Here is a 20881-nt window from a genome sequence, read left to right on the forward strand (position 1 = left end):
GCCTCATCGGTTCGTTGTCTGGCGCAGCAGCATGGTGCCACCGCGCTGAGTAAATTCAAGTTTGTTCAGGGCGCTCATGCCGAGCAACACCTGATCGCCATGCAGCCCCGGCGCCACCAGTGCGCGGACGTCGCGCAGCACGATGTCGCCCAGTTGCAGGCGGTCGATTTTGGTCCGGTAGCCCTGGCTCAGGCCGTTGGCCGTGCTCAGGGTCACACCGAAACCTTCTTCCAGTTTCAAACGCTTGGCCAGATCCGCCGGGATCGCCACATCGGTCGCGCCGGTGTCGAGCATGAACTCCACCGGCTCACCGTTGATCTGACCGCTGGCGACAAAATGCCCTTGGGCGTTGCCGGCCAGCTTCACCTCGATAAAACCTTCGCCCTGCTCCGAACTGACGACGACGTTCGGATTCTGCTGACGTTGCTCCCACTGGCCGAAAAACCGCGTGGCCAGAAACAGCGCCGCGCACCACGCCAGAATCATCAGCACCCGACCGGCGCGCTTGCCCGGCGGCTGTTGACTCATGGCTTGGCGCTCCAGCCGCCATCAGGTGCGGCGAAGCGCCAGACGATCGGCCGAACCTCACCGTCGGCCCGCGGGCCGAAATTATTGTCGACGCCGACCCATGCACCATCAGCGTCAACGATCAGCGCCTCTTCCAGCCCGAAGTTCTGCGAATAACGGCGGTTGGCCTGTAACAGTTCAGCGGCGTACGACCAGCAACGCTCGACCTTGGCGGTCTGCGCATCGCGCCGACAAATCTGGAAAGCGTTGCGCTCAAGGGTAAACAATTTGCCGTTGAACAACGAAAGGTCGGAAAAGTCTCGGTCGACCGCTCTAGCCTTGGGGAACTGCGGCGGCTGCATTTCCTTGCCGCCCTCGCTGAGCAGCACGCAACGACCGTCGCAATCCCACACTGTCTGCTGGCGCTTGATCAGCAGCAAGCCACGGCTTTGCCGCTCGGCGGCCAGCCACATCTGATCGCCCGCCGGGCTGATCGCCAGGCCTTCGAAAATCGCATTGAAATGCAGGAGCATGCCGCTGGCCCGCGCTTCGCGAACCATCATCGGCGAGATCTTCAGCCAGTTGACCGGGCCGCTGACGGGCACCTGCAAGACCGCCGCATGGCCCTCGCTGACAATGTAGCGATTGCCGGTGCTGTCGCAACTGATGCCTTCGAAATCCAGGTCGCCACCGCGCACGAACGAGGCGGCCCAATTGCGCGAGCGCAACCCCCACGGTAGACCGGTCTCCGGCACCAGGGGCACGTCGATGTGCAAGGCTTCGGCCTGCCAGACCTGATCGGCGGTATTGAGCCGATAGATCTGATCATCATCGCGGTCCGACACCGTCCACAACTCGCCGCCACACATGGCCAGCCCCGACAGGTTACCGCCGCGCATGCCGTCGACGGGGTGTTCGGAGAGCACGCGCAATTCCTGCAAAGGCTCGGCCGACACGCTCATCACACTCAGCAGCAACACACCCGCCAAGGCCCAGCCAAACCGCATCAGGCCAGCACCTCGGCGAGGTTGCCTTTGGATTCGAGCCAGGTCTTGCGGTCACCGGCGCGTTTCTTCGCCAGCAGCATGTCCATCATTTCCGAGGTTTCGGCAAAATCCTCGCCCAGCGTCAACTGCACCAGACGTCGCGTGTTCGGGTCCATGGTGGTTTCACGCAGCTGCGGCGGGTTCATCTCACCCAGACCTTTGAATCGGGTGACCTGCGGTTTGCCGCGTTTCTTCTCGGCGACCAGGCGGTCGAGAATGCCGTCGCGCTCGGCTTCGTCGAGAGCGTAGTAGATCTCTTTGCCCAAATCGATGCGGTACAGCGGCGGCATGGCGACGTAGACGTGACCGGCATCCACCAGCGGGCGGAAATGCTGGACGAACAACGCGCAGAGCAAGGTCGCGATGTGCAGACCGTCGGAGTCGGCGTCGGCGAGGATGCAGATCTTGCCGTAACGCAACTGGCTCATGTCCGCCGCGCCCGGGTCGACACCGATGGCCACGGCGATGTTGTGCACTTCCTGACTGGCCAACACTTCACTGCCGTCGACTTCCCAGGTGTTGAGGATCTTGCCGCGCAACGGCAGGATCGCCTGGAACTCTTTGTCCCGCGCTTGCTTGGCGGAACCGCCGGCGGAATCACCTTCGACCAGAAACAGTTCGGAACGCATCGGATCCTGCCCGGCGCAGTCGGCCAGTTTGCCCGGCAACGCGGGGCCTTGAGTGACGCGTTTACGCTCGACCTTCTTACTCGCTTTGAGACGACGACCGGCGTTATTGATTGCCAGCTCAGCCAGGGCCAGACCGGTTTCCGGGTTGGCGTTGAGCCACAGGCTGAACGCATCCTTGACCACACCGGAGACAAACGCCGCCGCTTCACGGGACGACAGACGCTCTTTGGTCTGGCCGGAGAATTGCGGCTCCTGCATTTTCATCGACAGGACGAACGCGATGCGCTCCCAGACGTCTTCCGGCGCCAGCTTCACGCCGCGCGGCAGCAGACTGCGGAATTCGCAGAACTCGCGCATGGCGTCGAGCAAACCCTGACGCAAACCGTTGACGTGGGTACCGCCCTGCGCCGTCGGGATCAGGTTGACGTAGCTTTCCTGCACCGCGTCGCCACCTTCCGGCAGCCACAGCAGCGCCCAGTCGACCGCTTCTTTATTACCGGCGAAAGCGCCGCAGAACGGCTCGTTCGGCAGGCGTTCGAATTCGCTGACGGCGTCGACCAGATACGAGCGCAGGCCGTCTTCGTAGTGCCACTCGACTTTCTCGCCGGTGCCTTTGTCTTCGAAGCTGACCAAAAGGCCCGGGCACAACACAGCCTTGGCCTTGAGCACGTGCTTGAGGCGGCTGATGGAGAATTTCGGTGAATCGAAATACTTCGGATCCGGCGCGAAGTAAACGCTGGTGCCGGTGTTGCGCTTGCCGACGGTGCCGACGATTTCCAGCTCGGTGGCCTTGTAGCCATCGGCAAAAGTCATCTGGTATTCATTGCCGTCACGCTTTACGCGCACGCGCACTTCGGTCGACAAGGCGTTGACCACGGAAATACCCACGCCATGCAGACCGCCGGAGAACTGGTAGTTCTTGTTGGAAAACTTGCCGCCCGCGTGGAGCTTGGTGAGGATCAGCTCAACGCCCGACACGCCCTCTTCCGGGTGAATGTCGACCGGCATGCCACGACCGTCGTCGCTGACTTCCAGGGAATGGTCAGCGTGCAGGATGACCTGCACCGATTTGGCGTGGCCGGCCAAGGCTTCGTCGACACTGTTGTCGATGACTTCCTGGGCGAGGTGGTTCGGCCGACTGGTGTCGGTGTACATGCCGGGGCGTTTGCGCACCGGGTCGAGGCCCGAGAGGACTTCGATGGCGTCGGCGTTATAAGAGCTAGCGCTGGGAGTGGCCATAGGGTCTCGTCGTCAGTCATTCATGAAATAGGGGCAAGACTTCACAGTGCGGTGAAATCGATTGCCTGATACACATCGGCACCAATGCCGGCAAAACTCAGCAACGCCGGCAATTGCCCGGCGAAACCCTGAAAACTGTGGTCGCCGCCGGCCTGAATACGCAAGGCGCAGGCCCGGTAATACTGCTGGGCGAGGCGATAATCCAGTGTTTCATCGCCGGTCTGCAACCATACCTGATAGCGCTGGGCGTCCTGAGGCGCCGGCACTTCCAGTTCGGCCAGGGCCGTGACGTGGTCGTGGGTCAATTCCCAGGTTTCATCGGTATACAGGTTTTTCTGCGTGCCCAGATAGCCGTCGAACATCCGGTGCGGGCTGACCGCCGGGTTGACCAGCAGGGCTTTCAGGCCATGGCGCTCGGCCAGGTGAGTCGCATAGTAGCCGCCGAGTGAGCTTCCCACCAGCAGCGGGCTGCCCAGTTCGGCAATCGCTTGCTCCAACTGACCGATGGCTTCACGCGGGTGGTGATGCAGGGCCGGGACACGCAGTTTGTCGCTCAAACCCAGCTGCTCCATCACGGAGACCAGCTGACAGGCCTTTTTCGAGGCCGGGGCGCTGTTGAAACCGTGGATATAGAGGATCGAACCGGACATTTGAGCTCCCTGGGTGTCGGTTTGGGTTTGCGGAGTTTACAGGGAGAGAAGAGCGGATTGGGGGTGGTTTCGAGAAATTGGTTATTCAGCAGGGGCGGCCCTCACCCTAGCCCTCTCCCAAAGGGAGAGGGGACTGAATGGGGAATATTCAAGAACTACACCGACCTGAAAGTGATTGGGCGAATCCATAATCGACTCGGTATTTCAGGTCGGCGCATGACGCAATACACCTCGGTCGGCTCCCTCTCCCTCTGGGAGAGGGCTGGGGTGAGGGGCTCTTGATCGAAAATCAGTAACCTTCGGAACCGTAATCAACGGTAAAAGCAAATCCAGTCACACGCTCAACGCCGGTTTCAATTCGCCCATCCGGCAACAACCGCAACCACCGATACCCCGGCGCTTGCTCCCCCACCTTGAAGTCCACACTCCCCGGCTCGAACTGAATGCACGTCGAAGGCGAAGCCATCAAGCGCACGCCATTGCGCTCACGATCAATCTCCTGATGCACATGCCCCCACAACACCGCGCGAGCCTGTGGAAAACGATCCAGCACCTCGAAAAACGCCTCGGGATTGCGCAAACCAATCGGCTCCATCCACGCGCAACCGATCGACACCGGGTGATGATGAAAACAAACCAGATGATGGCGCTCCGGCGCTTCGCTCAGGGAGCGGGCCAGCAGCTGCAATTGATCATCCTGAAGATACCCCGGCACCGAACCCGGCACCGCCGAGTCCAGCAGCGTCACCCGCCAGTTACCGATATCGACTACCGACTCCAGCAACGCGCTCTGCACGGCGGCCTGGGCCATGATCATCGGTTCGTCGTGATTGCCGGGAATCCAGCGCGCCGGGGCAGCGATCTGCGCGCTCATCTGGCGAAACTGCTGATACGACGCCAGCGTGCCGTCCTGCGAGATATCGCCGGTGGCCAGAATCAGGTCGATCTGCGGCTGCTGCTCCAGCACCAACTCGATCACCTGTTGCAGGCTCTCGCGGGTGTTCATGCCCAGCAGCGTACCGTGCGCTTCAGCGAACAGATGGCTGTCGGACAACTGCACCAGCAGCGGCGAATCGGCGGAGGTCAACGTGGATACGCTCGGCAAGGCGCTCTCCCAAGGCAAAAGCACGGAATCGATAGTGCCGCAATTATGCTGGGGGATCACTGAAAGAGGAAACTGCCGAACCGGACGCAGTTCACAACTAGCGTACGACTTCGTACTCGTGCCCCAACGCCAGGCAATGACTCAGCCATTCCCCCAGGAACAGATTGAGCTGGGCCTTTTCATCTGGCTGATGCATGGCCGCGTTCGGGTAAGGATAGATGCCGCGAAAGCGTCGTGCATGTTCGGCGCTGACCACTTCGGCCATGCGCGCGTCATGATAGACCTGCACTTCCAGTTGCGGCACCGGCAGCCACGGCAGGCTGTGTTCCTGACGCACTTGCAACGTTGTGGTGTATGGGCAGGTTTGCAGCACTTCGAGGGCCAGCACGCCGAGCATCTGCTCGCCCTGGGTCACGGCGATGCGCCGCGCCTCGGGCTCGTTGCGCATGTCCGGCAGCAGTCGCATCAGGCGCGCGTAGTTGGCCTCGCAGGCGGCTTGCAGCCCCGCGAGGTCGACTCGATAACGATCGCGCAACTTGTTTACGACCATAACCCCCTCACTTCGGCGCGGTTCAGCGCCAGCCACTGCAAAGCGATGATGCTCGCCGCGTTGGCAATGCGACCGTCACGGACGGCCTGCAAGGCATCTTCAAAGGCCCAGACCGTGACGCGGATATCTTCTGCCTCTTCTTCCAGGCCATGCAGGCCGCCAACGCCGTCAGTGCTGCAACGCCCCAGATACAAATGCACGAACTCGTTGCTGCCGCCCGGCGACGGGAAATACTTGGTCATCGGCCACAGGGCCTTGATGTCCAGCCCAGCTTCCTCCTGCGCCTCGCGGTGAGCAACTTCTTCCGGCACTTCAGCCTTGTCGATCAGACCAGCGACCAGTTCGACCAGCCACGGATTGTCGGTCTTGCCCATGGCACCGACGCGAAACTGCTCGATCAACACCACCTCATCGCGCTGCGGATCGTAAGGCAGCACACACACGGCATCGTGGCGGACAAACACTTCACGGTTGATCTCGCGGCTCATGCCACCGGCGAACAATTCATGACGCAGGTGCAAACGGTCGAGTTTGTAAAAACCCTCGTAGCAGCGCTCGCGTCGCACGACGTCGACGGTGGTCGGAATGGCGTTGGCAAAATCAGTCATGAGCATCCTCTTTACTGCAGATCCATTACGAGTTGCCGCTTGTTACTGGCAACCTCGACTTCGCGCCATCCTAACGCGCCCGCACCGTTTGATGCAGCCCCTTTACCGTCAGCGGGATGGACGGTGGAGGCGAAACCCACTCTAATTAGCTTAGTGGCGAACTGACTGCTTCTGCGAGAGTCGAAGCGGATATCTTTTTGCCTTCCCCTGCTTTCGAAAGGACGCCCATGTCGCTTTTCAAAATTGCCTCCGTGGCCGCCATTGCCCTGACTCTGGGTGCGTGCGCCAGCCTGTTCCAGCCCAACTACCGCACGCCGCTGGAAACCACCCGCGATGCATCGGAACAACTGAAACCGGGCTGTTCCAACCCTGATTGCCCACTGGTGAACATCGACACCCTGCGCTTCCCGGCCGAACCTGCGCTGGACGGCATCATCGAAAAACGCCTGCTGCAAATGACCCGCACCGAGAAAAACGCCCAGGTAGCGCCAACCCTGGCGGCCTATCGCGAGCAGTTTCTGGCCAGTGCCGGCCCGCGCAACAGCAGCTACCTGCAAGCGAAAGTACGCGAGCAGCATGACGGCTTGGTGATCATCGAGGTGTCGAGCTACCTCGACACCGGCGGTGCGCATGGCACCCCGGGGCGCGGTTTCATCAACTATTCGCGCCAGCAGCACAAGGTGCTGAACCTGTCCGACATGCTCGTGCCGGGTCAGGAAGAGGCGTTCTGGAAAGCGGCGCAGGTCGCGCACAACAGTTGGTTGATCAGCACCAAGCTCGATCAGGAGCCGGAGTTCGTGGCGAACTGGCCGTTCGTGAAGACCCCGAACGTGGCGCTGACCTATGGCGGCGTGATCCTCAAGTACGACGTGACCACCATCGCGCCTTACGCGCTGGGCCACGTCGAACTGAAGATTCCTTATCCGCGTCTGAACGGCATTCTCAAGCCTGAGCTGTTTCCCGGCCGTAACTGAAGGTCCGGCCCAGCACTAGTTGCAACAGCCCTGCCAGCACCAGCGCCGGCAGGGTTGCGCCGACATCCGGATACAGATTCGCCAGCAAGTGGTAGGTGCTCACACCACCCAGCCACGCTAACAACGCCGGCCAGCGCAATGCCGCCGAAGCGACCTGAGCGCTGCGCTTGCGCAGGATGAAGTGATCGACCAGCACCACGCCGAACAGCGGCGCAAACACCGAGCCGATCAACAGCAGGAAATTCTGGTACTGCGCCAACGGCGCCAGCAGGGCGATCAGCGTGCAGATCACGCCGATGGCCAAGGCCAGATGCTCGACTTTCAGGCGCAACAGAACCCCGCTGGAAACCGCTGCCGAGTGAATGTCGGCGAAGGCGTTTTCCGACTCATCCAGCAGAATCAGCAACAGCGGAATGCCCAGACCTGCACCGGCCAGTGCCAGCAGCAACGCGTTGACTTCACCGCTCGGCGCGAACGCAAGCGTGTAAGCGACGCCAAGGCTCATCAGCCAGAAGTTGCCGATAAAGAAACCGACCGCAGTGCCACCAAAAACATTCTTCGCACGCTTGCCGAATCGCGAGTAGTCGGCGATCAGCGGCAGCCACGACAGCGGCATCGCAATGGCAATGTCAAAGCCCACAGCGAATGGCATCGAACCGTCACCGGCACGCGACCAGAGATCGGCCAGATCGGCTTTGGCAAACAGGTTCCAGGTCAGCCACAGGCACGCCGCCAACAGCAGCCAGATGCCCCACTTGCGCAGGATCTGCCGCACAAAAGTCAGCGGCCCGCTAACAGCAAGCAACGTCGCCAACGCCCCGAAAAACAGTGTCCACAAAACCGGGTTCGACCACAGCGAACCTTCGCTGAACGCGCGGGTGCCGAGCAGGCTGGCAGCGTCGCGCATGACGATGATTTCGAACGAGCCCCAACCAATCAGTTGCAGCAGGTTGAGCAGCGCCGGCAGGCTCGCGCCTTTGCTGCCGAGGCTGAGTTTCAGCGCGGCCATCGAGGACAGACCGGTGTCGCTGCCGATCACGCCAACGGCGGCCAGCAACAGTACGCCGACCAACGTGCCGAGGAAAATCGCCAGCAGCGAACCGGACAGGCCCAGACCTGGCGCGAGTAATGCGCCGGTCTGCAAAACCATCAGGCCGATGCCGAGGGAGAACCACAAGGAAAACAGATCGCGACCACCGAATACACGCTTGTCGGCGGGTACGGCGAGGTCGGGGGAATAAGTGCTGGGTTGAATGCTCAAGGGTGTTATCTCAGAGGGACACTTGTTGTGATCGTTCCCACGCTCCGCGTGGGAACGCCTCTAGGGACCAGTGACGCGGAGCGTCACTGGCTGCATTCCCACGCAGAGCGTGGGAACGATCAGTACGGGCTCAAACCTTTTTGTACAGCTGACTGCCTTCCTTCTTGAACCGCTCGGCCTGTTCCGCCAGGCCTTGGGCGACGTCCACGTCGACCGCGTCGATCCGCTGGTTGGCCGCATACTCGCGGACTTCCTGAGTGATCTTCATCGAGCAGAATTTCGGCCCGCACATCGAACAGAAATGCGCGACCTTCGCCGAATCCTTCGGCAGGGTTTCATCGTGATACGAACGCGCGGTATCCGGATCCAGACCCAGGTTGAACTGATCCTCCCAACGGAACTCGAAACGCGCCTTGCTCAAGGCGTTGTCGCGAATCTGTGCGCCCGGATGCCCTTTGGCCAAGTCCGCTGCGTGCGCGGCGATCTTGTAAGTGATGATCCCGGTCTTCACGTCATCCTTGTTCGGCAGACCCAAGTGTTCCTTCGGCGTCACGTAGCAGAGCATCGCGCAACCGAACCAGCCGATCATCGCCGCACCGATACCCGAGGTGATGTGGTCGTAGCCCGGCGCAATGTCGGTGGTCAGCGGGCCGAGGGTGTAGAACGGCGCCTCATCGCAGCACTCCAGCTGCTTGTCCATGTTCTCTTTGATCAACTGCATCGGCACGTGGCCCGGGCCTTCGATCATGGTTTGCACGTCGTGTTTCCAGGCGATCTTGGTCAGTTCGCCGAGGGTTTCCAGTTCGCCGAATTGAGCAGCATCGTTGGCGTCGGCAATCGACCCCGGACGCAAGCCATCACCCAGCGAGAAGCTGACGTCATAGGCTTTCATGATTTCGCAGATTTCTTCGAAATGCGTGTAGGCGAAGTTTTCCTTGTGATGCGCCAGGCACCACTTGGCCATGATCGAACCGCCACGGGAAACGATACCGGTCACGCGTTTGGCGGTCAGCGGCACGTAACGCAGCAGCACGCCGGCGTGAATGGTGAAGTAGTCGACGCCCTGCTCGGCCTGCTCGATCAGCGTGTCGCGGAACAGCTCCCAGGTCAGGTCTTCGGCCGCGCCGCCGACTTTTTCCAGCGCCTGATAGATCGGCACTGTGCCGATCGGCACCGGCGAGTTACGGATGATCCACTCGCGGGTTTCGTGAATGTGCTTGCCGGTGGACAAGTCCATGATGTTGTCCGCGCCCCAGCGAATGCCCCAGGTCAGTTTCGCCACTTCTTCTTCGATGGACGAACCCAACGCGCTGTTGCCGATATTGCCGTTGATCTTCACCAGGAAGTTACGGCCGATGATCATCGGTTCCAGTTCGGTGTGGTTGATGTTGGCCGGAATGATTGCGCGGCCACGGGCGATCTCTTCACGGACAAATTCAGGGGTGATGATTTTCGGCACGCTGGCGCCGAAGCTGTGACCCGGGTGTTGCTGATCCAGCAGGCCGGCGGCGCGGGCCACCTCAAGCTTCATGTTTTCGCGGATGGCGACGAATTCCATCTCGGGCGTGATGATGCCCTGACGCGCATAGTGCATTTGCGTGACGTTGGCCCCAGCCTTGGCGCGGCGCGGGTTGTTGACGTGGGCAAAGCGCAGCTTGGTCAGTTCCGGATCGGCGAGGCGCTCGCGACCAAAGTTGGAACTCAGACCCGCCAGGCGCTCGGTGTCGCCACGGTCATCGATCCACGCCGAACGCACATCGGCCAGGCCTTTGCGTACGTCGATCACCACGTTCGGATCGGTGTAGGGGCCCGAGGTATCGTAAACGGTGACCGGTGCGTTGATTTCACCGCCGAAGTCAGTCGGGGTCACATCAAGGGTGATTTCGCGCATCGGCACGAGGATGTCCGGGCGCGAGCCCTGAACGTAGACTTTTTGCGAACGGGTGAACGGCTTGACCGATTGCTCGTCGACCTTGGCCGAGTCACTCAGGTTGATCGCGTTTTTTGATTTTGTAGTCATCACGGGCTCTCCAGACAGCATCCAGGCAGTGGATTGTCGGAGCAGAACCTGAAAGGCACGGACGCACCAGGACCGGTGCTGTGCATCGTCGTCGAGCGTTCGATTGTCGAACAATTTCCCGGACGAAGCACAAGAGGACTCGCCGGGTGACGAGAAATCTTGTTCCCTACGCAGGCGCTAACCTGATCAGGTTCAACGGGATCCGAAATTATTCGATCTCAGCCTCATAGCAAGGCACCCCGACAAGAACCCGGCCAGTCTAGACACAACCGGCAAAGAACGCCAACACCGCAGCAAACACCATGATGAATGGCATAAATACAGGGGCTTGGCCGATTGTTGTGATCGATTTGCGCAACTACACTCGCTTTGCCCCGCCACGCCTTGACGCTGCGGGGCTTGCGCCTTACCTTTGGCGCCCGGATTACTTCCATAATATTAATGCTAGGGATCGCCTCATGCTGCGCAAACTCTCACTGGCTGTTGCCGTGTCTTGTGCGTCCAACGCAATGGCCTGGGCAGCAGAAGCGCCCTTGTCGACCAAAACCGATCTGGTCAGCGTCTATCAGGAAGCGGTCGACAACAATGCTGATCTGGCCGCCGCCCGCGCTCAGTACGGTGCGCAGAAAGAAGTCGTGCCACAGGCCCGCGCCGGGTTGCTGCCGAACCTGTCGGGCGGTGCCGAAGTGGCCAATGTGCGCACGTCGATCGATCAACCCTCGGCCACTGCCAATCGCAGCGCTCACTCTTATCAAGCGACTCTGGCCCAGCCATTGTTCCGCGCCGATCGCTGGTTCCAGTACCAGGCCGCGAAGGACGTCAACGAGCAAGCCGCCCTGCAACTGTCGGCGACCGAACAGAACCTGATCCTGCAATCGGCCGAAAGCTATTTCAACGTGCTGCGCAGCCAGGACAACCTGGCCTCGACCAAGGCCGAAGAAGCCGCGTTCAAGCGCCAACTCGACCAGTCCAACGAACGCTTCGATGTCGGCCTGTCGGACAAGACCGACGTGCTGCAATCGCAAGCCAGTTACGACACCGCACGGGCCAACCGCATCGTTGCCCAGCGTCAGGTCGATGATGCCTTCGAAGCGCTGATCACCCTGACCAACCGCCAGTACAACTCGATTCAGGGCATCGTCCATACGTTGCCGATCCTGCCGCCGGCGCCGAACGATGCCAAGGCGTGGGTCGACACAGCGGCGAAACAGAACCTTAACCTGCTGGCGAGCAACTTCGCCGTCAGCTCGGCCGAAGAAACGTTGAAGCAGCGCAAGGCCGGCCATTTGCCAACCCTCGACGCCGTGGCCAAATACGAAAAGGGTGACAACGATGCGCTGGGATTTGCCAATCCGAACTCGTTCGGCACGCCTTATCACGGCAACGTCGAGCAGAGCACAGTCGGCTTGCAACTGAACATCCCGATCTACAGCGGCGGGCTGACCAGCTCGCAAGTGCGCCAGTCGTATGAGCAACTGAATCAGAGCGAACAACAGCGCGAATCCCTACGCAGGCAGATCGTCGAGAACACCCGCAACCTGCACCGTGCGGTGAACACCGACGTCGAGCAAGTGCAGGCGCGTCGTCAGTCGATCATTTCCAACCAGAGCGCAGTGGAAGCCACGGAGATCGGTTATCAGGTCGGTACGCGCAACATCGTTGACGTGCTCGATGCGCAGCGTCAGCTGTACACCTCGGTGCGCAATTACAACAACACGCGTTATGACTACATCCTCGACAACCTGCGTTTGAAGCAGGCGGCGGGGACACTGAACCCGGGTGACCTGGAAGATCTGCGGCGGTATCTGAAGGCCGATTACAACCCGGACAAGGATTTCCTCCCGCCGGATCTGGCCAAGGCCGCCGAGGCGCAGCTCAAGGCCCGGCCTTAAGCCTTAAAAACAAAAGATCGCAGCCTTCGGCAGCTCCTACAGAGGAACATTTTCCAATGTAGGAGCTGCCGAAGGCTGCGATCTTTTTGCTTACTTGATCAGTCTGCCCAAACCATCCAGCAAACGCTGCAACGCGCCCTGATTGCGGCGCATTACCGCCAGCCCGGCCTCGGCCATACGCTGCGCATCACGCGGCAATTCGAACAAGCGCTGCACCTCGACCGCCAGCCCTTCGGCATCATCCACTTCGGCCAACGCTCCGGCTTCACGCATTTGCGCGGCGATGTCGAGGAAGTTGAACAGGTGCGGGCCGCTGATCACCGGTTTGGCCAAGGCTGCCGGCTCCAGCAGGTTGTGCCCACCGTTAGGCACCAGGCTGCCGCCGACAAACGCACTGTCCGCCAAGGCATAGAGAAACAACAATTCGCCCATGGTGTCGCCGAGCAGTACTGAAGTCTTTGCATCGACCTGAGCTGCGGTCGAGCGTCGCACCGTGGCAAAACCTTCGCGCTGACACAGTTCGAACACCGAGTTGAAACGTTCCGGGTGACGCGGCACCAGGATCAGCAGGGCATCCGGATGATTGGTCAGCAAGCGGCGATGGGCATCGAGCACCACTTCGTCTTCGCCTTCGTGGGTGCTGGCGGCGATCCACACCGGGCGCTCCAGCGCCTGCCACTGCCCGCGCAGTTCGGCCGCGCGTTGCAGCAGTTGCGGGTCGATGGTCAGGTCGAACTTGATCGAACCGGTGACTTCGACTGTTTCCGCACGCGCACCCAGATCGCGGAAGCGCTGGGCTTCGGCTTCGGTCTGCACGGCGAACAAACTCATCTCGGCCAGCATCGGCGCGGTCAGCTTGCTGAAGCGGCCATAGCCGCGTGCGGAGCGCTCGGACAAGCGTCCGTTGGCCAGCGCCACCGGGATTCCACGCTTGGCGCACTGATGAATGTGGTTAGGCCACAACTCGGTTTCCATGATCACCGCAAGCTTGGGCTGAACGCGGTCAAGAAAACGCGACGCCGCACACGGCAAGTCGTAGGGCAGATAGCAATGCTGAATGCGCGGCTCGTTGGCGAACAGCGCCTGAATCCGCTCCGACCCGGTCGGGGTCATGCAGGTCACGGTAATTGGCAACTGTGGATAACGTTGCAACAAAGCGCGGATCATCGGTGCGGCAGCGATGCTTTCGCCCACCGATACCGCGTGCACCCAGATGCCGCCGGGTTGCAACCTCGGCATGCCGTAGGAAAAACGTTCGCCAATCCGCTTGGCATACGCCGGCGCCTTGCGCGCCCGCAGCCACAGCCGAATCGCCACCAATGGCAGCCCCAGGTAAAACAGCGCGGTGTAGAGAGTTCTATTCATGGCGGCGGAGTTTATCGACTTTTGCCACCGATCGCCCGCAAGTGCACGGCAAAACGTTCGGCCAGCCAACGCGCGGCCGGGCCGAGCGGTTCGTCGCGGCGCCAGACCAGCTCAACCACCAGCGCCGGCGGCGTCCACTCACTGTCGAGTTCAACCATCAAGCCCTGATACGCCGAGTACTGCACCACGTGGCGCGGCAACCAGGCCCAGCCCAGATCGCGCACCAGCCATTCGGACATCACGTAGAAACTGTCGGCGCGCCACACCTGCGGGCTGGCCGGCTCGTTGCCGGGATAGACGCTGGTTTGCGTCGACATCAGCAACTGTCGGTGTTGCGCCAGTTGTTGGCAGGTCACATAGGACTGCGCCGCCAGCGGGTGCTTGATGCCACAGACCGTGACCATCTCCACGCTGCCGAGGACGCGGCGCTCCAAGGCTTCGGGGATTTCATCGTGATAGAAAAGCAGGCCGAGGTCGGCGCGACGTTCGACCAGTTTTCGCGCGACTTCGCCTTGCGCGGCGCTGGTCAGTTGCACTTCAAGGCTGGGGAATTGCTCGGCCAGTTCACCGAAACTTTCCACCAGCGCCTGATAGGGCATCGCCTCGTCCTGGGCCACGCGCAGTTGCGCTTCCTGACCACGCATCATGGCCATCGCCCGGCCATTCAGACGCTCACACTGGCGCAGGACTTCCCGCGCTTCTTCGAGCAATGCTTCGCCCGCTTCAGTAAGGCTTGGCTGGCGACCGCTGCTACGCTCAAACAGGCTCACGCCCAGATCATCTTCAAGCATGGCAACAGCGTTGCTGATCGCCGATTGCGCCTTGCGCTGCTGGCGCGCCACGGCGGAAAACGAGCGATGTTCGGCCACATCGACAAACACCCGAAGTTGATCCAGATTCCACTGCATGCTGATTCGCCAACCCATCTTCAGAACAGATAGGTAATGACTTTACCCCATCTGGTGAATCACTAGAATGCCGCCTCAGCAAGCAACGTTTTACATTGAGGATCTGAACCATGAACGCCTACGCCTACCTGGCCATTGCCATCTGCGCCGAAGTGATCGCCACCGTATCGATGAAGGCCGTCAAAGGCATCAGCACCCCCCTGCCGCTAGTGCTGGTCATCGTCGGCTACGCGATTGCGTTCTGGATGCTGACGCTGGTGGTGCGCACCGTACCGGTCGGCGTTGCCTATGCGGTCTGGGCGGGTATGGGCATTGTGATGGTCAGCGTCGCGGCGCTGTTTATCTACGGGCAAAAACTGGATATCCCGGCGATGCTGGGGATGGCGTTGATCGTGCTGGGCGTCGTCGTGATCCAGTTGTTCTCGAAAACTGCCGGGCACTAAAGCCCAACCACATTCCCTTGTAGGAGTGAGCCTGCTCGCTCCCACATTTGGATTTGTGTTCGGCCTGTTGATCATCGACAAATCCGCCCCTTTCCCGAGTCTGTATACTGCGCCCTCGTCTTGAACACTGAGGTCGTTGCATGCCATCCGTTATTTCCACCGACGTTCTGATTGTCGGCGCTGGTGTCGCCGGCCTCTGGTTGAACGCGCGTCTGCGCCGCCAGGGTTTTTCGACCGTGCTGGTGGAAAGTGCCAGCCTCGGCGGCGGGCAAAGCGTTAAATCCCAGGGCATCATCCACGGCGGCGCCAAATACGCGCTGCACGGTGCTCTGACCGGCGCCTCGGAAGCCATCGCCGACATGCCGCGCCGCTGGCGTGAAGCGCTGGCCGGCAATGGCGAGCTGGACCTGTCCGGTGTGCGCCTGCTGTCCGAGGCCCATTACCTGTGGTCGCCGGGGACCCTCGCCGGCAACCTCACCAGTTTCTTCGCCAGCAAAGCGGTGCGCGGCCGCGTTGATCAGGTCAAGGGCGAGCAACTGCCGCCAGCCCTGCAAGACAAGCGCTTCAAGGGCAAGGTCTATCGTCTCGCCGAACTGGTCGTGGATGTGCCAAGCCTGATCCAGCGTCTGGCCGATCTGGCCGGCGATGGCCTGCTCGCCGGGCAAACCATCGAGCCGTTGCTGGAAGCGGGCGTGCTGGTCGGGTTGCAAGTCGACGGCCGCGAGATTCGCGCTCAGCGCATCGTCCTCAGCGCCGGCGCGGGTACCGCCCAACTGCTTGAAGACCTCGGTCTGAGCCAGCCGGCCATGCAACGCCGGCCGCTGCACATGATCCTCGCCAAAGGCCCGGGCTTGAAACCGTTGTACGCCCACTGCTTGGGTGGCGGCAGCAAACCGCGGATCACCGTAACCACACACCCGGCGGCTGACGGCCAATGGGTCTGGTACATGGGCGGCGACATCGCCGAAAGCGAAGGCGTGCACCGCGAGCCGGCCGAGCAGATCGCCACCGCGCAGAAAGAGATCGCACAGTTGCTGCCGTGGATCGACCTCAGCGCCACGCAATGGGCGACCCTGCGGGTTGACCGTGCCGAACCACTGCAAACCGGGCTGACACGCCCGGACAACGCCTTTCTCGCCGAACAGGGGCGCTTGCTGGTCGGCTGGCCAACCAAACTGGCGCTGGCACCGGACTTCGCTGACCGGGTCATCGCCTCTCTCGAGCGCGACGGCATCCAGCCGCAAGCCGCCGAACCTTTGCCGGCACTGCCAAAACCACCCATGGGCGTTCCCGCCTGGGAGCAACTGCTGCCATGACCATTGCCAATCTGCACGACCTTCATCGACCGTTGGGCAGCACCGGCCTGATGGTTTCGCCACTGGGTCTGGGCACGGTCAAACTCGGCCGTGACCAAGGCGTGAAATACCCCAACGGTTTTCAGATTCCCGGCGACGACGAAGCGCGCATGCTGCTGCGTCAGGCGCGGGAATTGGGCATCAACCTGATCGACACCGCCCCGGCCTATGGCCGCAGCGAAGAGCGTCTCGGCCCGCTGCTGCGTGGCCAGCGTCAGGACTGGGTAATCGTCAGCAAGGTCGGCGAAGAGTTTGCCGATGGTCTGTCGCGCCACGATTTCAGTGCAGCACACACACGAATGTCGGTGGAACGCAGCCTGCAACGTCTTGAAACCGATTTTATCGACCTGGTGCTGGTGCATTCCGACGGCAACGACATGGCAATTCTCGAGCACGAAGAGGTGTACGCCACCCTCGCGGCGCTCAAGGCCGAAGGCAAGATTCGCGGCTTCGGCTTTTCCGGAAAAACCGTCGAAGGTGGCCTCAAGGCACTGGAGCAAGGTGACTGCGCAATGGTCACCTACAATCTGAACGAACAAAACGAGAAAACTGTCATTGACTATGCTGCTGTCCACGGCAAAGCCATTCTGGTGAAAAAAGCCTTGGCCAGCGGTCATGTCTGCCTGAGCCCGGGCGTCGACCCGGTGCGTGCCAGCTTCGAATTGCTGTTCGCACAGCCTGGCGTGGCCAGTGCTATTGTCGGCACGATCAATCCGCTGCACCTCGCCCACAACGTTACGACCGTTGCTCAGGTCCTACGTGGTCACTGACGCCGCCTCGCGGCCTTAAGCAGGAGCCGATATGCCGCGCACGCTCATCAGAAAGAACCCGAGCAACTTCAAGACCCTGCCGCTGTTCGTCGAAGCCACCCCCGAAGGCCTGACCTATCAGAGCGTCGGCATGCCGCTGAACTTCGCGCAGACCTTGCAGCGGCGCAAACCGGTGAGCGTGGCCGACACTGAGCGCTTCTCGCTGGAGCTGGCCAATCTCGGCGTTTCGGTACGTCTGACCCTGCATTGGCAGAATCGCGATTATTGGGTGCTGGTGCGCCAGCGCCGACAGGACCGTGGCGACGTCGTGCTCAAATTGATTTCCGGTTACGTGCCGGCTCATGAGCTGAATATCCCGCTACACACGGCCATTCAGGAAATTGCTGAAGAGTGTTTGCTCGAGACACCGGAAGGCTGGCTCGGCGGGCGCTTCAACGACACCTGGCTGCCAGCCCCCTACTCTGCAGCTCTGCATTATCGCGAAGCCCTGCCGTTTCGCCTGACCCCGTTGTCCGGCTCAGCGCGACCGATCCGTAGCGCCAATCTGCAATTGCTCGAACGGCCTCGGGCCTACGTACACCTGCCGACCGCGTCACTGCAATTGATCTACGACTTGCGCCTGGATGTGCCCAAGGAAGCCAAGTCCCTGAGTCTGTTCCACGTCGACGAGCGTCTGGAAGGTGATCAACTGGTGGCCAGACTCGACCGCAAGCGCCCCGACCTGTACTTGATGCCACTCAAGGACGGCGCGCCACTGGCCGAGCTATACACGCTCAAGCGCGACAAACTGGTGCCGGCCAGCACCCGAGGTCTGTATCTGGCCGAGAGCTTTGCGACACAAACCGGCTGGGTCGTGCGCGAGGAGCGGATTCGCTGGAAGGACTGGCTGGTGCAACAGGGTCTGCAACCGGCGAAAGCCCCGCGTCAGGGGCTCAAGCAGTTGAGCATCAAGGCGCTGCGTTTGGTCGGGCTGGGCAAAAAAACCGCCAAATAGCGGTTTAGCGGCGGCGATCCCACCACGTGCGCAACGCGGCGAAGAAATGGAAGTAGCGGTTTTCGCGCTTGCCCATGCCGCGCTTGGGCGAGAACGACTCCTCGGCAAATGCGCCGGTAATGCGCACTCGTGATGCCTGAGTCGGCAGTGTGCAGATTTTGGCATCCACCTGCTGCAACGCATATTTGAGCAAGCGCTCGGAATGCAGCTTGCGACCTGTCGCCTTGCAGAAATCGAAAATGCGCTCGACCCGTTTGCCGTACGCGACATAGGTATCGCGCCCGCAAACCGCGAAACGGTCGTTCAAACCACCCCACCACTGCCAATCAGGAATGTAGGCGTTGTGTCGCCGCACCTGCGGATGATTGAACACATAGCCGGGCAGCGCGGTGTGGAAGAAATTGTCCGGGCGCACGAACACAACGAAATCCGGATCGAAGGATTCGATCATCGAGGTCACGGTGTGCAACGAGTTGAGCTGATAGATCAGATTACGCAGCGACGCATAGTCATCGGCCCAAGTGTCGCCCTGTGCTTTGACCTGCTCGAAATCCCAGCGCTCCAGCACACCTTCGGTCGAGGTGAGCGTGCCGGTCATCGACTCGAACGGCTGGTAATTGTCCGCCTTCAGTTCACCCTTCTCGCCGGACCGCGTGTTCTGCACCTCATCGATCTTGTACAGATGGTAGAAGCACTTAACGTCGCTGCCCGCAGGCAACTGCGCCAGAACGTTCTGTTCGATAGAGGGGAAGCAGATTGTCGAATTTCTCGGGATCCCGAAAAAAGCCACGGCAATTTTCAACACTCAACAGCACCTTTTGAAAATGGTTCGGGCCTGACGGCAACCGGATTCACGATGTGGCTTACTTTTGCCGAAACAGCTTTTGCCACCAGCGACGGGGTGGCAGCGGCACCACAATGACGTGCGATTTCTGCAGCCAGTCGCGCTCGTAATCCCAGGCATGGCCACCCCACAGCTTTCCTGCTTCGTTGGAAAACCCCAGGGTCATCAGCTGATAGGTATAACCGGCGTGATCACGTAACCAGTCGAACAACACCAGCGTGTTAAAACCCGTGGACGGCCCGACGTAGCGTTTACCGCCAGGCCGGTCGACCGGGTAGTTCCACAGCGGCGGCAGCGGAATGCGATCCCAATACATCGCCACACGCGGCAATGGGCACATCGGTGCGGCACAGCCCACCAGCATGCTGAAACAGCGTTCATTCGCCTGTTCGAACATGCGCTGCACCGGCGGCGCGTAAGGCAGACCAAAAAAATAGGCGTCCTGCGCGTTGTAGCCATGCACGAAGACATTGACGCTGTGCTTGTTGAGCAGCGCCGCTTTGATGCAGGTATTGAAGCTGACGACGACATCATCGGCGCCAATGTCCAGCGCCTGAAAGTCTGCCGCGGTGATAGCCGGATTGTTGGCAACCAGCACGACCCGAGGTGCACGGCCGAGACGCTCGAGAAGGTCTGCAGGCAGAGCGCCCAGAACGGACTGATCACCGCCGGGCAGCGCATCCAGCGCCATGTGTTCGTCGGGTTGCGACGCTTGATGATCCTTCATTCAGACTGGCACCTTCATCCCGTAGCGCAGTTTCACCCAGAACCGTGTGAACGCCGAAGGCGGCTGCCATGGGCGCATCTCACGCTGGATTTCCGTGGCCAGTGCCTGACCGACACGGGCAAAGGAATAACGGCTTTGCGCAAATTCCTGGCCGTTGCGGGCAATGCGCTCCGCGAGTTCCGGATCGCTCTGCAACAGCTTGATCTTCTCCACCGCCTCTTCTTCGCTGCGGTAGAACACGGTGTTGTGCATGTCTTCAAAACCGAGCAAGCGGTCTTCTTCGCCTTGGCTCCAGGCCAGCAACACACAGCCGCAAGCCATGGCCTCGTAGTTCTTGATCATGAACTCGTTCATGCCGATGTCGGCGCTGACGAAAATCCTGATGCGATTGAGCGTCTGCAGGTATTCCTCACCCGACTTGGTGCGGGTCACCAGCATTCCGGTCCGCTGCGAGAGCGACTCGAGCATGGCTTTGCGCTCGGCATATTCGGTACTTTTCAGGCTGCCCAGAAAGCCGATGGGAATATCCCGCTCGACGCCGGTGTTGTGCAGCATCTGCTCGTCATAACCTTTGGAGACGAACACCGTGTCGATGCCCTCAGCCAGCATCTTGCGCGCGACCACAGCACCGGACACCAGCGCCCGACAACTCGGCAGGCGACGGTAGAGGCGTGAATACACGCCACGATACTTACTCGCCGGCATGTAGTTCTGGTAGGCGTCATGTTCGAGGAAGACCAGCCCGGGAATGCACTTGAGCACCCGCAATTGCGGGGCCAGGCGCTTGACCCTGGAAAAGATGACCACACGATCGAAGTTCTGATAACCAACCGAGGCCAGAAACGGCCCCAGGTTCATTTGTTGCCGTTTGCTCAAACGATAGATGAAGCATTCATCACAGTTCTGCTGCACGATGTCGTAGAGCCGGTCGAGAATGACCCGCTGCTCGTCCATCACCAGGAGCATGACTTTCATAGATTAATTGACCACGCGA

Annotated in this window: 20 protein-coding genes and 1 riboswitch; of the genes, 6 read left to right on the forward strand and 14 right to left on the reverse strand. The window is 60.7% G+C overall.

The genetic code is table 11. The features are described from left to right. Positions 1-3 precede the first annotated feature (3 nt). The 7 genes from ACM6IN_RS21465 to ACM6IN_RS21495 form a co-directional block, all read right to left on the reverse strand. Positions 4-528 carry a TIGR02281 family clan AA aspartic protease gene (locus tag ACM6IN_RS21465; RefSeq protein WP_007915776.1) on the reverse strand — a complete coding sequence of 175 codons (525 nt, stop codon included), beginning with the start codon at positions 526-528 and terminating at the stop codon, positions 4-6. Continuing rightward, positions 525-1514: an esterase-like activity of phytase family protein gene (locus ACM6IN_RS21470; protein WP_007915773.1), complete on the reverse strand. Its 990-nt coding sequence runs from the start codon at positions 1512-1514 to the stop codon at positions 525-527. The genes ACM6IN_RS21465 and ACM6IN_RS21470 overlap by 4 nt, the downstream gene beginning before the upstream one ends. Further along, positions 1514-3421 carry a DNA topoisomerase IV subunit B gene (gene parE / locus ACM6IN_RS21475; RefSeq protein WP_007915770.1) on the reverse strand — a complete coding sequence of 636 codons (1908 nt, stop codon included), beginning with the start codon at positions 3419-3421 and terminating at the stop codon, positions 1514-1516. Before parE ends, ACM6IN_RS21470 begins: the two co-directional genes overlap by 1 nt. Positions 3422-3462: 41 nt before the next feature. Further along, positions 3463-4071, reverse strand: a complete 609-nt coding sequence (locus ACM6IN_RS21480; RefSeq protein WP_095113482.1) for a YqiA/YcfP family alpha/beta fold hydrolase — start codon at positions 4069-4071, stop codon at positions 3463-3465. 289 nt (positions 4072-4360) lie between these two features. Next, positions 4361-5176, reverse strand: coding sequence for a 3',5'-cyclic-AMP phosphodiesterase (gene cpdA, locus ACM6IN_RS21485; protein ID WP_414916670.1), 816 nt, complete (start codon positions 5174-5176; stop codon positions 4361-4363). A 97-nt stretch (positions 5177-5273) separates the two neighbouring features. Then, positions 5274-5726 carry a DUF1249 domain-containing protein gene (locus ACM6IN_RS21490; protein WP_095113480.1) on the reverse strand — a complete coding sequence of 151 codons (453 nt, stop codon included), beginning with the start codon at positions 5724-5726 and terminating at the stop codon, positions 5274-5276. After that, a complete protein-coding gene (locus ACM6IN_RS21495) occupies positions 5717-6334 on the reverse strand; it encodes an NUDIX domain-containing protein (RefSeq protein ID WP_007915755.1) in 618 nt (205 codons plus the stop codon). The genes ACM6IN_RS21490 and ACM6IN_RS21495 overlap by 10 nt, the downstream gene beginning before the upstream one ends. Before the next feature lie 227 nt (positions 6335-6561). On the opposite strand from ACM6IN_RS21495, the gene ACM6IN_RS21500 reads away from it, so the two are divergent. Further along, positions 6562-7308 (forward strand): RsiV family protein, encoded by a 747-nt coding sequence (locus ACM6IN_RS21500; RefSeq protein ID WP_007915753.1) that lies wholly within the window; start codon positions 6562-6564, stop codon positions 7306-7308. Here ACM6IN_RS21500 and cytX read toward each other — a convergent pair. Further along, complete coding sequence (gene cytX, locus ACM6IN_RS21505) at positions 7277-8569, reverse strand: putative hydroxymethylpyrimidine transporter CytX (protein ID WP_414916671.1); 1293 nt, start codon at positions 8567-8569, stop codon at positions 7277-7279. The genes ACM6IN_RS21500 and cytX overlap by 32 nt on opposite strands. Positions 8570-8699: 130 nt before the next feature. After that, positions 8700-10589, reverse strand: coding sequence for a phosphomethylpyrimidine synthase ThiC (gene thiC, locus ACM6IN_RS21510; RefSeq protein WP_007915736.1), 1890 nt, complete (start codon positions 10587-10589; stop codon positions 8700-8702). A gap of 146 nt (positions 10590-10735) precedes the next feature. Further along, a riboswitch (TPP riboswitch) is annotated at positions 10736-10841 on the reverse strand. Positions 10842-11047: 206 nt separating this feature from the next. Here thiC and ACM6IN_RS21515 point away from each other — a divergent pair. Then, on the forward strand, positions 11048-12481 hold the full coding sequence (locus ACM6IN_RS21515) for a TolC family outer membrane protein (RefSeq protein ID WP_007915734.1): 1434 nt from the start codon (positions 11048-11050) through the stop codon (positions 12479-12481). Between the two features lie 90 nt (positions 12482-12571). Here ACM6IN_RS21515 and waaA read toward each other — a convergent pair whose 3' ends face one another. Together waaA and ACM6IN_RS21525 are read right to left on the reverse strand one after the other, a co-directional pair. Further along, positions 12572-13846, reverse strand: a complete 1275-nt coding sequence (waaA, locus tag ACM6IN_RS21520) for a lipid IV(A) 3-deoxy-D-manno-octulosonic acid transferase (RefSeq protein WP_414916672.1) — start codon at positions 13844-13846, stop codon at positions 12572-12574. Positions 13847-13857: 11 nt separating this feature from the next. Beyond that, positions 13858-14760, reverse strand: a complete 903-nt coding sequence (locus tag ACM6IN_RS21525) for a LysR family transcriptional regulator (protein ID WP_176472350.1) — start codon at positions 14758-14760, stop codon at positions 13858-13860. 104 nt (positions 14761-14864) lie between these two features. On the opposite strand from ACM6IN_RS21525, the gene ACM6IN_RS21530 reads away from it, so the two are divergent. The 4 genes from ACM6IN_RS21530 to ACM6IN_RS21545 all read left to right on the forward strand — a co-directional run bounded on the left by ACM6IN_RS21530 (position 14865) and on the right by ACM6IN_RS21545 (position 18316). Beyond that, the gene (locus ACM6IN_RS21530) at positions 14865-15197 is read left to right on the forward strand and encodes a DMT family transporter (RefSeq protein ID WP_007915730.1); all 333 of its coding nucleotides are present in this window, start codon (positions 14865-14867) and stop codon (positions 15195-15197) included. Between the two features lie 140 nt (positions 15198-15337). Continuing rightward, positions 15338-16513 carry an NAD(P)/FAD-dependent oxidoreductase gene (locus tag ACM6IN_RS21535; RefSeq protein WP_095113477.1) on the forward strand — a complete coding sequence of 392 codons (1176 nt, stop codon included), beginning with the start codon at positions 15338-15340 and terminating at the stop codon, positions 16511-16513. Then, positions 16510-17322, forward strand: coding sequence for an aldo/keto reductase (locus tag ACM6IN_RS21540; RefSeq protein ID WP_414916673.1), 813 nt, complete (start codon positions 16510-16512; stop codon positions 17320-17322). Before ACM6IN_RS21535 ends, ACM6IN_RS21540 begins: the two co-directional genes overlap by 4 nt. Before the next feature lie 31 nt (positions 17323-17353). Then, a complete protein-coding gene (locus ACM6IN_RS21545; protein WP_007915727.1) occupies positions 17354-18316 on the forward strand; it encodes a hypothetical protein in 963 nt (320 codons plus the stop codon). Between the two features lie 4 nt (positions 18317-18320). Here ACM6IN_RS21545 and ACM6IN_RS21550 read toward each other — a convergent pair whose 3' ends face one another. From ACM6IN_RS21550 to ACM6IN_RS21560, 3 genes are read right to left on the reverse strand one after another with little or no spacing between them, the layout of a single operon-like run. After that, entirely contained in the window at positions 18321-19121 is an 801-nt protein-coding gene (locus ACM6IN_RS21550; protein WP_414916674.1) for a hypothetical protein, read from the reverse strand. Between the two features lie 58 nt (positions 19122-19179). After that, complete coding sequence (locus ACM6IN_RS21555; protein WP_007915725.1) at positions 19180-19887, reverse strand: hypothetical protein; 708 nt, start codon at positions 19885-19887, stop codon at positions 19180-19182. After that, the gene (locus ACM6IN_RS21560) at positions 19888-20862 is read right to left on the reverse strand and encodes a glycosyltransferase (RefSeq protein WP_007915723.1); all 975 of its coding nucleotides are present in this window, start codon (positions 20860-20862) and stop codon (positions 19888-19890) included. Positions 20863-20881 lie beyond the last annotated feature (19 nt).

The sequence above is a fragment of the Pseudomonas sp. IT-P395 genome, from assembly GCF_949767675.1.
In the GTDB taxonomy this organism is placed as follows: Bacteria; Pseudomonadota; Gammaproteobacteria; order Pseudomonadales; family Pseudomonadaceae; genus Aquipseudomonas.

Coding starts and splice junctions, on each gene's coding strand:
- ACM6IN_RS21480 (WP_095113482.1), bottom strand. CDS start 4,071: ATGTCCGGTTCGATCCTCTATATCCACGGTTTCAACAGCGCCCCGGCC.
- ACM6IN_RS21500 (WP_007915753.1), top strand. CDS start 6,562: ATGTCGCTTTTCAAAATTGCCTCCGTGGCCGCCATTGCCCTGACTCTG.
- ACM6IN_RS21545 (WP_007915727.1), top strand. CDS start 17,354: ATGCCGCGCACGCTCATCAGAAAGAACCCGAGCAACTTCAAGACCCTG.
- ACM6IN_RS21515 (WP_007915734.1), top strand. CDS start 11,048: ATGCTGCGCAAACTCTCACTGGCTGTTGCCGTGTCTTGTGCGTCCAAC.
- ACM6IN_RS21530 (WP_007915730.1), top strand. CDS start 14,865: ATGAACGCCTACGCCTACCTGGCCATTGCCATCTGCGCCGAAGTGATC.
- ACM6IN_RS21495 (WP_007915755.1), bottom strand. CDS start 6,334: ATGACTGATTTTGCCAACGCCATTCCGACCACCGTCGACGTCGTGCGA.
- ACM6IN_RS21535 (WP_095113477.1), top strand. CDS start 15,338: ATGCCATCCGTTATTTCCACCGACGTTCTGATTGTCGGCGCTGGTGTC.
- waaA (WP_414916672.1), bottom strand. CDS start 13,846: ATGAATAGAACTCTCTACACCGCGCTGTTTTACCTGGGGCTGCCATTG.
- ACM6IN_RS21555 (WP_007915725.1), bottom strand. CDS start 19,887: ATGAAGGATCATCAAGCGTCGCAACCCGACGAACACATGGCGCTGGAT.
- ACM6IN_RS21540 (WP_414916673.1), top strand. CDS start 16,510: ATGACCATTGCCAATCTGCACGACCTTCATCGACCGTTGGGCAGCACC.
- parE (WP_007915770.1), bottom strand. CDS start 3,421: ATGGCCACTCCCAGCGCTAGCTCTTATAACGCCGACGCCATCGAAGTC.
- ACM6IN_RS21560 (WP_007915723.1), bottom strand. CDS start 20,862: ATGAAAGTCATGCTCCTGGTGATGGACGAGCAGCGGGTCATTCTCGAC.
- ACM6IN_RS21465 (WP_007915776.1), bottom strand. CDS start 528: ATGAGTCAACAGCCGCCGGGCAAGCGCGCCGGTCGGGTGCTGATGATT.
- ACM6IN_RS21470 (WP_007915773.1), bottom strand. CDS start 1,514: ATGCGGTTTGGCTGGGCCTTGGCGGGTGTGTTGCTGCTGAGTGTGATG.
- ACM6IN_RS21490 (WP_095113480.1), bottom strand. CDS start 5,726: ATGGTCGTAAACAAGTTGCGCGATCGTTATCGAGTCGACCTCGCGGGG.
- thiC (WP_007915736.1), bottom strand. CDS start 10,589: ATGACTACAAAATCAAAAAACGCGATCAACCTGAGTGACTCGGCCAAG.